Raw genomic sequence first — 11,954 nt, 5'->3', positions numbered from 1 at the left:
TCTTACGAATGTCTTTTACAAATGATTCCGTGCTCTTCTTCTTTGGTGTTCCCATAATTAAATCTAACGTTTTTGATGAAAACACTCCTTAAGTTTTTAAAATATCGTGTCCACTTTTTGCTGACGATTTACACAATATAGCGTTTGCATATGCATGAGCGTTTTTAATTTCTATATAAACAGGATACTCTCCACCAGCTTCACGCAACTCTGGAAGATCGCTAGCAATAACCTGAGTCCCACAACACAAAGCCTCTCTAACAGGAATTCCATACCCTTCATAGAGTGAAGGAAATAATAATGCCAAAGCTCCGTTGTAGTAATAAACAAGCTCTTCGTTACTTACATAATCCAATCTTACAAATAGGTCCTCGTATTCCATTATTCTTTCTAAGATTCGATTGTTTTTCCACCCTGATGTTCCGATCAAGATGAGCTTTGTATTACCCAACATTCCCTTTTCATATAGATCAATAAAAACATCGAGAGTAAGTTGGAAATTTTTACGTGGCTCTAAAGTGCCAACTGTGAGGAAATATTGATAATCTAATTTTTTTCCCTTTTTAAAACTCTCGACTTTATCATTAGGCAAAATCTTGTACACCTCATCTACTCTAGGTTTAATTACTGCATTGGCTTTTTTCCCAAAGTACTTTAACATTTTGTCATTGGTTCCCCTCGAGTTCACAATGACATAATTAGATCTCAAGATATCCCGTTTTAAAAATAAAGCATGAGATATATACTGAAATTTACCCATTGTATTAGGAACGATAAGGTAATTTAAGTCGTGAAGTACATTTATACTTTTAACTTTTTTAGGTAACAAGGGAAGTATACCTGTTCCTGAAAAAAAAAAGTCCAACCGATCTTTTCCTATTAGATACCAAAGTCTAATCTTCAACCAAATATTGACTTTTAAATGTCGTCCACATGGATCGAAGACCAATGTTATGTTGTCCCTTTGTGTTAGTCTTTTTGGCAATACAATTTCAGAGTTTGAATAGACGACAAATTCAGCGTTATCCAGATTTTCAATCATTAATTCAAACAAGTACAACACATAGTTACCTATGCCCGTTTGCCGTTCCTCAAAATATGTTCCCAAAACACCTATTCTCATTATCTCTTATATTGATTTAGCGCCTTTAAATAAAATCCTTCATACTCATTTATCAGGCGATCATTATTCAAGAAACTATTAACAGACTGTCGGGCTTTCTTTTGTATTCTATTATAATAATCCCGATCATTTAACATTTTTTCAATCGCCAACGCCAATGCTCCCGAAATATTAGGATCAAAAAACATCCCATTATAACCATCGACTATAATCTCTTTTAATCCTCCATATCCAGTCGTCAATACCGGTATTCCAAAAGCGCAACCCTCTATTGCTACCATTCCTAACGGCTCATTCCAAAGCGATGGAACTACTAGAACATCTATTTTTTTATAAAAATCTGGAGACTCAACTTGTCCTAGAAAACTTATACGATCATCTTCTTCTGATAGCTTTCTCAGTTTATTTTCGTATTCTTTGTTGCCAGAGCCAGCTACTAAAAGCCTAATATTTTTTGATTGCAATGTCTTAAACTCTTCTATCAAAAGTTCAATCCCTTTGAAAGGACCTAAAGTTCCTATATACCCTACATTAAAATTAACTGGATCACTTCGGCATATTTTATTATTGTTATTTATTTTCCGAAAATTATATATTACCTCGGCAGTAGAATGAGTAAAATAACCAGCTGACATAAATCTATCAAGGATATACCTACTAATTCCAACAACAAAATTAACGCTTTTAGATTTATGTAAATGTAAACATCTCAATAGTTTGCATTTCCCGCAGGTCATATCACAAGGATGCCCATTGCTATACATATTGGAGTTATTACACATAAGATAAAAATCATGCAATACTTGCACGAAAGGTTGATTGAGACTATTTAATACATCCCAAACAGCAATCGACCAACCTGCTAGGTTGTGAACGGAGACAATATCAGGATTTTCATCTTCAATAATCCTTTTAATATATCTTCCCATAGGTATATTATAAATGTCCCTTAAATGCCACCCCAGCCATTCCAGTTTCGTATGATTATTGTCTCTATAACTCCAAAAACTATTCCTAATTCCGCATCTAAAAACTTTTATTCCGTTGATATAATCAACTTTAAATCCCTCGACATCATCGATAGCTAATACTGTTACATCATGTCCCACAGATTGAAGAGATTCAGCGAGTAATTGTAACGAAATTTCTGCGCCTCCTCCAATATTTGGATAATAAAGAGAGTTGATGAAAAGTATCTTCATGTAAAATATATTTGAGAAAGCTTACTTCCTATAACATCGTTTTTATGATTAACAGCCAGATAAGAAAACATAGAATTCCCGTATTCCTCCAAGGTACCGGGATTTTTATCTAGGTCATTTAGCAATTCCTCTAATGTCGATGATAATTTCTTGAAATGATCGCTTTTTGCGTTATTATCGTAGGTGTAAGTATATAGTTTTCTGTCACCTATAGGTATATCCATTATGCTACCTATCAACGGACATATTACTGTCTTCTTATGGGAAAATGCTAAATACACGGTTCCTGAATTGAGGCTGCTTTCTAAGTCATACGGCATTATCATTGCATCACATTGCGCAATTTCACGACTTATCTCCGAATCTGGTAAAAACCTCGTTTCCAGTATTATATTCTTTGCGTCTCTAATCTTCGACTGCAACTTCAAACGATATTCTCCAGATATGGGCTCTCCAACTATTTTCAGTTCCAATCTATTCATAAAAGCTGAAGCCATAGATATTAATAACTCGATATTTTTGTATGGTCTTATTGCTCCTAAAAATAATAATTTTACTGTTTTACTCTCATTTCTTGCATATCTTCCCTTTTTTAATGTAGAATCTTTATAACAAAATGCTGGATATGCATCGATGTAATTGGGATGTGGTATATATAATGCTTTCATCCGTTGTCTTTTGTTAATAAGTTTAGCGCTTTCATTTGAATGAATAACTATTACGTCTGCTATCCAAACAATAAAATTTCGCAACCACTTTTTCAAAAATCTATGGTTTTTGTTATGTGGAGTTCTGTTATGCATGGTCCAAATCACCTTTGCCCCATGCATTTTTATCAAAATCAATAGCAGAATTTTTTTTCCAAACAGCACCCATTGTTTTAACGCAGATTTTTCATCGAGATTCTCAAACCAATTTAAGTGAAAGCAAGACACTTGTCTAAAAAGCTTATATTTAGACAATGCCTCACTCAAAGAAATAAGTGTTATCCCATTTTTCTTTATTTCCGATACAATAATCGGCACGTACTTATTTTCAGCACTATCGAGGGGATCAAAAACTATTTTAATATCAGTTGTTGACATATAACGACTCCCTTTTTTTCCACAAAAACATTAAAAACACATCGATATTCAACCTTTACTTTATAACCACTAGGCTACGTAAAGATATCTTGAAAAGCTTACCGATCATATTAAGAAATAACTTAAGATTACTTTTTCTTTTCTCGGAGCATTTTTTTTAAAAGGCACTATGAGATCCTTTTATAGAAATGGTAAAAAGAGAATCAACGTCGCTACTCCACAGATATTCTTAAAACCCATTCCAATTTCTCAATACAAACATTCGGTTATTTTTTTTATACAGAACAATCTATTTCGTTGAACAAATTTCACTCATATAGCCAGCGAACTCATAAACGCATTAAGAATTCATTCGCTTCTATCCGCCAATTCGACAACTGTTCATTTACATATCCCCAGTTTACTTTCTTTGTAAATAGACCATTTAATTTTTCATGGCTATATTTATCCATAATATGATCCTGCAAGCCCAACTTGGCCAGCAAGCTAACTATACGTTCATTCATGCCTAATGCTTTTCCTGTGTTCGGTAGAATTACGAAATTAGTATTATAGATGATACAAAATACCATCCCGTGAAAGGAGGTAGTCAACACAAAGTCCGCTTGCTTGATATGTGCAACCCATTCAGGAATGGTAGGATAGCAATCGCCTGAGAAGTCACTGTTGGCTCCAGCACGGATTAACTTATAACCTGACTTTCTCCTTAGAAATCCAACAAATTTATCCAAATCCTTAATTTTGCTATTCCCTAATGTATAGGCAAATATACTCTTCTGATTTATATTGTTGGGCATATTAAGGCACAGCATGTCCTCCCATTCTCGTGCTTCAAATAAAAGAGTGGGATCTGGAAGCCATTCGGCTGCTACACCCATATGATTACAGATATCAACTCCACTTTTTTCGCGGACACTGATAGCTTTAAAAGCTGGTAGATATTTTTTAAATAAAAGTTGTGTTTCCTCATCTATGACACTTTGTCCAAAACTTGCTGCATAAGAAATCCTTTTTATTCTATCATCACCAAAACCTAGTAAAAAAGGTTCGGCCGAAACAGAAAACTTGTTGTTCCATACTTGATCACTTCCCACAATATAAACGTCCGCCTTTGGTGGATCAGCCCGCAATTCTGCCAGGTTCCGATAATCCTTTTTACCAAACACAATATTTTCTGCCTTGAAAGCTCTAAAATGCCTTAACTTATCTAGTTCAATCGATTTTTTCCTTTTCGGAGCCTCCAATTTCTGTAGAATGAGCCTCAATAAACCTTCATCCCGTATCTTTTGAATAAGCGTTCTAGTGTCGTTGGGAGGAACTCTTTTAAAACGAATCAAAAAAGGATCATGTCCTAACTTTTTTAAATATTGCTGTAACGCAAACAGCTGCAATATTTGGCCGTAATTATTTTTACTTTCCCAAAAGGTCATTATCCCTATCCGCATTATTATCAATTTATTTCATCCAAAACACAGTAACTAATCGCAATTGCTTTCAGAAACTTACAAACTAATAAAGACTTCATCAATATCTCTCCTTCGAGACAGGCATACACTAAATTCCGGATTAGCAACTCCTATCGGGACCATACATATTATCTTTTCCGAGTTCGGTAGGAAAATATATTTGCTCAGTACCTCTTCCTCTTGTACGGTTTTTCCCCAGTTAGCAGGACAATTTGCGATCTTGTAATAATGCAAAGCATAAAGAAGGTTCATCAAGAAGATACCACCATCAATATATAATTGGTTCCGTTCTCCTATTGTATAAAAATAGTTTCTATCGGTAGTCAATATTAGTAATTGTCCGACTTGTTCCGTATAGCCCCTAAAACCTCCTTGTATTTCCAGAATCTTATCTATTTTCACCTTATCTTCTACCAAATAAACTTTAGCTGATTGCCTATTGCAAACAGAAGGTGCATTCATGGCCAATTGTACCGCATCTCGTATAAGTACCTCATTTACTTTTTCGCCAGTAAAATTTCGGATACTTTTTCGAGAATTGGAAAAACACTTAAAATCAGCTTCATTAAAACGGTAAAAACTGTCAAAGCTATACTTTATCGCACCTTGAAAGTCATTTGAATATTCCTCTCCAAGGATATTTTTGTAGAAAACATATTGCTCATTGGTATAATAATCTCCAATATAGATGCCAGCCCTTTGGTGCAAATCATAATATTGACACATGAGCTGATAAGCCACTTTGATCTGCGTTCTGCTCTTGGCGGCGATAACCATTTCCTTATTCAGATATACATGTAGCGCTACTATACTCACCATTGCAAATCTCGGCTTCATGCTCTCAAACAGCAAGCCCTTCTCAATCCTATGATAATCCAAGATAATCAAAGCTTCGATTTTGCGATAGCTATCTTTTTTAAAGATCGTTGACTCTTTACAGTAAAGCCTAAAATCAGTCCAAAAATTAAAAGCGAGACTCTTATAGCTTCGAATCCTTGCCATAGACATACCAAGAAAGCGTGCATTATTTATTCCCATAACTCGTCTTAGTAAATCTTTTATTCGCGCTTTCATAAATTAAGGACTTATTCCAATACTTTGATTCAATCTTTTGGGTTATTTGATACTTCTTGTGCCTAACGGGTAAATTTCTTATAAATTTTGTGCAAATAGGCTCCGATTGCAGTATCCTTAACTAACTGCTTATAATCTCTAGGTTGCTTAATAGTTAGTAATTTTTGTGCGTGCTTATTCGGCCAGATAGTATCTGGGCGCCTAAAAGCTTCGTTATACTCTTGTTCAAAGATATGTAACAGGAAAGCCTCAATCTTCTTTTCACAATTATCCAAAAAATCTGGTATGTAAAAAACAGGTTCGTTTAGCATATTTAAGTACAAGTTATCGTTATTATCTACCTCAATGACATATTGCAAGCAATCATCCCAACTCGAAAAATCGGCACAATTAATAAACGCTTTCGGGTTAAAATATTTTGCGACTGTCTTATCTCCAAAATATATCGGCACTGTATCGGCCAAAAATGCGTGGGCAATCTTTTCCGTGACATAGTCGGGAAACACATAATTTTCACATGAAATAGTAAATTTATAATTTCGCTGAAAATCAATTTTCGGACTATTACTTAGTCCAGAAACGGCTCCCCTCGCTCCAGGAGTAAAGCCGTCCATATTATTCAGATATCTACCTGCCGAATCAACTTTTTTATAGGTGGAAATAGTATTGAACAAAGCAGTCCTTTGTGGTATCCCTTCATGGGAGTATATAAAATTGCAGAATCCAGTTTTCTTTCTGACGTCTTCAATAGTACGTAGTTTTCTATCGATCAATCCACTAATTTCCTGTCCATATACAAAATACGGTATTTGTAAAGCTCGATCATTAAAAACAATATTGTCAAGAGTAAAAGCATAATCAACTAAATTAAAGTCGGGAACAAAGCATTCTCCCGTCCAAAATATCCTAACACCTTTAAAGGTACTAAACTCATAGTTATCAAAGAGCGTACAGAACATATAATCGGCATCATCCGTTACGATGACGTCATAGTGTTTCGACAATAACTGATAAGGCAGGAATGTCTTATAATCAAACCAACTCCAAAATCCTGCAAATTTAATCTTTACTTTTTTTTTCTGCATGGTATTAATAAATATTCGCTATATAGCCACTGTCAGCTTTTCTTTGTCAAACTGATCAAGATATCTGCTTTTAGTTTTTTCTTCGACCTTCTTCTTTTACTTCTAAATCATCAAGCAGCAATGCTGTAAATTCATCCCTCCGTTCCTTGCTAAGATGCCATTTATCTGGGAAATCAACATCGCGGTAAGTAAAGTTTTTGTTCCATATAATTTCTATTCCTTTGGAATGCAACCACTGCTCAAATATCTTCTTGTTCTGCACAGCCTTTGGCGAACTATAAACATTTTCTTGAACATCACATAACGGCATTTTATAAAGATAAAATTTTCCTCCATTATTGGTAACAATCTCATTTAGATAAGCCAAACAGCTCTTATCTAAATATTCAAAAGTGAATATGGGTTCCTCCTGAATAATTTTGGACCTATAAATTGCCTCTTCTACCGCTCTTTTTTCTATCTCCTCTCTATTGTCGTTCCTAATGCCCCCCTCATTAACCAATTGATCATCGACATGATTGGAAAACAATCTTTTTTCTAGACGTGTAGCATACTTATTAGACATTTCCTTGATATATGGAATAGTTCGATATGACGAAAAACAGTAGAGCAAAATCATTTCTAATTTCACCCAATTGGAATTCTTAGATTTATTTAAAAAATATTTGAAATCAGTATAATCTAGGTGTGGCAAAAGCAGATGCGGCATTGCTCGTTTTCCCTGACTGGGCAAATAAGACTCCCAAACGGTATGGGCCTTTTCATCAAATGGATCAGTAAAAATATCTGGGCCAGGATACTCCAAGAACACACTTGCACCATACACATAATCGGGAAATTTAGATATACGATTCTTCAATGCCTGATAGTGAATTCCTTCAGTAGTATATCCTCTACCAGCAACAACAGCGATCTTACCCTTCTTCCGATTCATAATCAACTCTGCATTTATTGTTGCTGGAACCCTCGAACTACCTATAAACAAATAGTCAATATGATTCGTTTTTTTAAAATTATAGGTATCACTAACTTTAGCATTATTAGGCTTAAAATTATATGTATCGATAGAATAAAAATAGTAAGGATCTATAAATAAGCGAGAAACAAGCTCTATTATAATTACAAAGGATACTAAAAATAAAATAACATTGATTACAAATCGCTTCATATAGAACCCCTTTTAAAACTGAAAATAAATAAAGTCCTGAGATTCTTCACCAAACCAAAGAATAGCTACTATTATGCAAATATAGATACCCCATCTTAAACTTTTGGTCCATTTAAACCCAAGTTTCTCAATAGCATAATTATTTCCCCTGCCTGTCCACTCAACTAACATAAATAAGAAAATTAAAAAAAGTACTTTTAAAGGGAAGATAGCTGGCCAGGTAAAAAATTAAAATTAAATATACCTCTTATATATTTAAAAGCATGCTCTAACGATTCCGCCCTAAAAAAAATCCAAGCGAATACAGCCAAACTAAATGTTGACGTCAATTGAATTATCTCCCTCCACGTTGGTAGAATTCGTCCTTCAGCAACAATACCGAGATTATTCCTGTTTGTTTTTAAAATGATCGATGGCATAATAAAAAGTGCATTCAATCCTCCCCAAAAAATAAAAGTCCAATTCGCACCGTGCCAAAAACCACTTACTAAAAATATAATAAATGTATTCCTTATCCTCATTCGATTTCCACCGTGGCTGCCACCTAAAGGAATATATAAGTAATCTTTAAACCATGAAGACAGCGAAATATGCCACCTTCTCCAAAATTCGGCAATATCTCTGGAGAAATATGGAAAATTAAAATTTTTCAACAATTCAATTCCTAACAGACGTGCACTTCCCAAGGCAATGTCTGAATAGCCTGAAAAATCCCCATAAATTTGAAAAGCGAAAAAAACAGCCCCTAAAACCAGAGTACTTCCACTCATGTCGTCGCTATTATTGAAAATTTGATTAGCATATACAGCACAATTATCGGCTATTACAACTTTCTTAAATAATCCCCAAAGAATTTGTCGAAGTCCATCAAATGCTTTCGTAGAATTAAATTTTCTTCCTTGCTCCAATTGAGGTAATAAATGAGTGGCCCGTTCAATAGGCCCTGCAACCAATAATGGAAAAAACGAGACAAATAAAGAATAGTTAATCAAGTTATACGTAGGTTTTATCTTATTATTATAAATATCAAAAACATACGATAAACCATGAAATGTGTAAAACGAAATACCTACAGGCAGTATAATCTTTAATGTCATATAATGTGGCTGTAAACCAAAAACCCTCAATAGGTCCGCAAATGACTCAATGAAGAAATTATAATATTTAAAAAACACGAGAAAAGACAAATTTATCCCAACACTCAAGAACAACCAGAATTTCCTCTTGATCTTCGAGCTTGCTTCATAAATTAATATCCCCGAAAAAAAATCCAGCCCCGTCGAAAATGCCAATAGAAAAACAAATCGCCAATCCCAACATGCATAAAAATAATAACTAGCTACTAGCAAAAGTAGATTCTGTAGACTTACATGCTTCTTATTCAAACTCCAATAAAGCATGAAAATTATCGGAAAAAATATAAGGTACGATATAGAATTAAAAAGCATATTTTCTAAATATTATTATGTTTCCTGACTAGTATCATACGTTTTACCAAATTTCACAAACTGCAAATCCATAAATACAACAAAGATCACTTACTGCCCACAATTGCTTTCTTCTATAAAAAAAATGATTTAATTTTTTTCTTTACTATTTTCATATATTCGTTTCTACTTGTTTTGCTGAAAGCAAAATAATAAGTCGTCATAGCAACCAGAATGATAGAACAAAAAGTTACCAGGATAAAACGAATCCATCCATTATCCATCGAAAAATGCAAATAGACAGGCAATATGGATGAAACAAACGCTATACTTAAACAAACAATCACTGCTTCCAAAAAAAAACGCATAATAGAAAACTGAGGAACATTTAAACGAAGCAACCACAGGTAGGAACTACAACCTAGCAATGTCAAGAAAGCATTGACTATAAATGGAATTATCGGAGAAAACCCATTCTTGAGAAGAAGATAAGATATTGGGAGAACCAACAAGTAAATACTACCAATCGTAATGCTCACTCTCTTCACTTTGCCGGTGGCATGAATGGCGATCACAACTGTATTAAACATTGCTATTATTAAATTTGACAACAATGTCAATTGGCAAAAAACAATTGTGTATTCTGGCACCTCCTTTAACCATATATGAAGGACAAAATCATTCTCGATTATTAACGGCAAGGATATTATGAATAGCAAAAGAAACGAAAACTTAGCGGAAGTGACCACTAACCTTTGCATTTTTTCAATATCATTAGCCGCATAATATTTGACAATTTGAGGACGCACAGCCATTAAAAAATTGGATGAGAAATTAAATACGGTGTTCTGCACTTGATTAGCAATTCCATATGCTGCATTAACGATCACTCCATGGAATAAGTTTAAAAGTATATTCACTCCTTCAGTTTTTGCAGTCCTACTCAAGTTCCCGTACAAATCCCATCCTGAAAAGCTAAGCATAGGCTTAACAACATTCTTATCCCATCCGAGTCGAAATTTTGTTTCCGGAAATCTTCTAGCACAGTATAACCTATAAATCATAGCAATGGTAAAGGAGACACATAGTACCAATACAGCATATAAAAACAACTTATCAAACGAGCCAATCACAAGCATGTAAACGACACCCAACCTTAGCAAATTGTTTAATATCTCTATGTACACATAAATGTTCATTCGCTCATAAGCAATTATTATAGCATTGTAGGGTACCTGAGTAATGCTTATCATCGTTGATAAAATCGACAATTGATAAACCCAACGAGCAGTATTCATCCTCTCAGGATTTATTATCAACTTATTTTCCAAAAACCATATGCCTATTGTTTCTGCTAAAACAAATACAATACCCGCAATCAAAAAATGGACTGTCAATGCATTTGAAAAGGTTCTTCTCAATTTTCCCAAATCACCCCGTCCCAACTCGAAAATTAAAAATCTTGATGTGGCGCCACTCATAGATTGATTTAGAAAGGCAAACATGATGGTAATGCCACCTACAATATTGTAAATACCATAATCCTCGGCACCAAGTGTATTCAAAACAATCCTTGACGTATATAAGGATACGACCATTGTCAACAGCATCCTCACATATAGAAAGGCGGTGTTTTTTGCTATATTTTTTGAGTTCGACAAATCTTATTTTAAACTTATCTTAAAATATCCACAGCATAATCCTTTACCTTAAGGATAGCTTCCATAACGCCGAAAAATCCAATTTCATATCCAAGGTCAAAGATTCTAGCAGCTCAGTTCCACTGACAACCGTGAACGTATCTATTCCACAGAAACCTAAATATTGACGTTCTCTAAGCACAGCCCCACAGATACCTCAACACCTAATCTTCTCTTTCCTTGTAGCAATTAAAAGCTGCAAAAATATCAAATTGCAGTGAATATATTGTAAAAAAGCGTAAACAAAAGATGAGAGCGGCTTTCTCACCATCGGATATCCGTAGTCGCCCAGGCACGCACGGCCTGGACAGACTACGGATTTTGTGGAATTACAACAAAAAAGTGGAGACATTTTTCAGTATTTAGGGTCTGCTGAAAAACTCAATGATTTTTTCAGCAGATTTTTGAGTATTGGGGTATGAGGTTGTAATCTTTGCGCAGATCTACCACATATTTGATTACTATATTGATAATGCAATAAAGTGCTAGCTCGGCCAATTTGACCAAGTTAAGCACCAATACGATGCAGCTAATCCAAGCTTCGCTGGTTCTTGCTAGACGAGCTAAAATGAGATTCATTCCGTAACCAGTCTTTGCTTGACCAAACTTTCCTTCGATCGGATT

10 protein-coding genes are annotated in these 11,954 nt (G+C 34.6%); all 10 read right to left on the bottom strand.

What is annotated here, in order from left to right; translation table 11 throughout:
* Positions 1 to 88: 88 nt before the first annotated feature.
* Positions 89 to 1,123 (bottom strand): glycosyltransferase family 4 protein, encoded by a 1,035-nt coding sequence (locus A37S_RS0121700; RefSeq protein WP_028298773.1) that lies wholly within the window; start codon positions 1,121 to 1,123, stop codon positions 89 to 91.
* On the bottom strand, positions 1,123 to 2,325 hold the full coding sequence (locus A37S_RS0121695) for a glycosyltransferase family 4 protein (RefSeq protein ID WP_028298772.1): 1,203 nt from the start codon (positions 2,323 to 2,325) through the stop codon (positions 1,123 to 1,125). The genes A37S_RS0121700 and A37S_RS0121695 overlap by 1 nt, the downstream gene beginning before the upstream one ends.
* Positions 2,322 to 3,410 (bottom strand): glycosyltransferase, encoded by a 1,089-nt coding sequence (locus tag A37S_RS0121690; protein ID WP_028298771.1) that lies wholly within the window; start codon positions 3,408 to 3,410, stop codon positions 2,322 to 2,324. The genes A37S_RS0121695 and A37S_RS0121690 overlap by 4 nt, the downstream gene beginning before the upstream one ends.
* Before the next feature lie 329 nt (positions 3,411 to 3,739).
* Positions 3,740 to 4,840 (bottom strand): polysaccharide pyruvyl transferase family protein, encoded by a 1,101-nt coding sequence (locus A37S_RS0121685; RefSeq protein WP_028298770.1) that lies wholly within the window; start codon positions 4,838 to 4,840, stop codon positions 3,740 to 3,742.
* Between the two features lie 72 nt (positions 4,841 to 4,912).
* Entirely contained in the window at positions 4,913 to 5,713 is an 801-nt protein-coding gene (locus A37S_RS0121680) for a nitroreductase family protein (protein WP_211229842.1), read from the bottom strand.
* A gap of 299 nt (positions 5,714 to 6,012) precedes the next feature.
* Complete coding sequence (locus A37S_RS0121675) at positions 6,013 to 7,035, bottom strand: glycosyltransferase family 10 domain-containing protein (protein WP_028298768.1); 1,023 nt, start codon at positions 7,033 to 7,035, stop codon at positions 6,013 to 6,015.
* A 70-nt stretch (positions 7,036 to 7,105) separates the two neighbouring features.
* Positions 7,106 to 8,203: a hypothetical protein gene (locus A37S_RS0121670; protein ID WP_028298767.1), complete on the bottom strand. Its 1,098-nt coding sequence runs from the start codon at positions 8,201 to 8,203 to the stop codon at positions 7,106 to 7,108.
* A gap of 197 nt (positions 8,204 to 8,400) precedes the next feature.
* Entirely contained in the window at positions 8,401 to 9,300 is a 900-nt protein-coding gene (locus A37S_RS27875) for an MBOAT family O-acyltransferase (protein WP_211229841.1), read from the bottom strand.
* 464 nt (positions 9,301 to 9,764) lie between these two features.
* Positions 9,765 to 11,195: an MATE family efflux transporter gene (locus A37S_RS0121660; RefSeq protein WP_169719549.1), complete on the bottom strand. Its 1,431-nt coding sequence runs from the start codon at positions 11,193 to 11,195 to the stop codon at positions 9,765 to 9,767.
* A 528-nt stretch (positions 11,196 to 11,723) separates the two neighbouring features.
* Positions 11,724 to 11,954 (bottom strand): transposase (locus A37S_RS28415; protein WP_036603761.1); only part of this gene is annotated, 231 nt, incomplete at its 5' end.

This window comes from Olivibacter sitiensis DSM 17696 (assembly GCF_000427965.1).
Lineage (GTDB): Bacteria > Bacteroidota > Bacteroidia > Sphingobacteriales > Sphingobacteriaceae > Olivibacter > Olivibacter sitiensis.
Note: the sequence above shows the minus strand (reverse complement) of the source record. Positions and strands in the feature narration are given on the sequence as shown.

Excerpts from the sequence above, each read along its gene's own strand:
- A37S_RS0121685 (WP_028298770.1), bottom strand. The coding sequence starts at position 4,840 with ATGACCTTTTGGGAAAGTAAAAATAATTACGGCCAAATATTGCAGCTG.
- A37S_RS0121690 (WP_028298771.1), bottom strand. The coding sequence starts at position 3,410 with ATGTCAACAACTGATATTAAAATAGTTTTTGATCCCCTCGATAGTGCT.
- A37S_RS27875 (WP_211229841.1), bottom strand. The coding sequence starts at position 9,300 with ATGACATTAAAGATTATACTGCCTGTAGGTATTTCGTTTTACACATTT.
- A37S_RS0121700 (WP_028298773.1), bottom strand. The coding sequence starts at position 1,123 with ATGAGAATAGGTGTTTTGGGAACATATTTTGAGGAACGGCAAACGGGC.
- A37S_RS0121675 (WP_028298768.1), bottom strand. The coding sequence starts at position 7,035 with ATGCAGAAAAAAAAAGTAAAGATTAAATTTGCAGGATTTTGGAGTTGG.
- A37S_RS0121695 (WP_028298772.1), bottom strand. The coding sequence starts at position 2,325 with ATGAAGATACTTTTCATCAACTCTCTTTATTATCCAAATATTGGAGGA.
- A37S_RS0121680 (WP_211229842.1), bottom strand. The coding sequence starts at position 5,713 with ATGAAGCCGAGATTTGCAATGGTGAGTATAGTAGCGCTACATGTATAT.
- A37S_RS0121670 (WP_028298767.1), bottom strand. The coding sequence starts at position 8,203 with ATGAAGCGATTTGTAATCAATGTTATTTTATTTTTAGTATCCTTTGTA.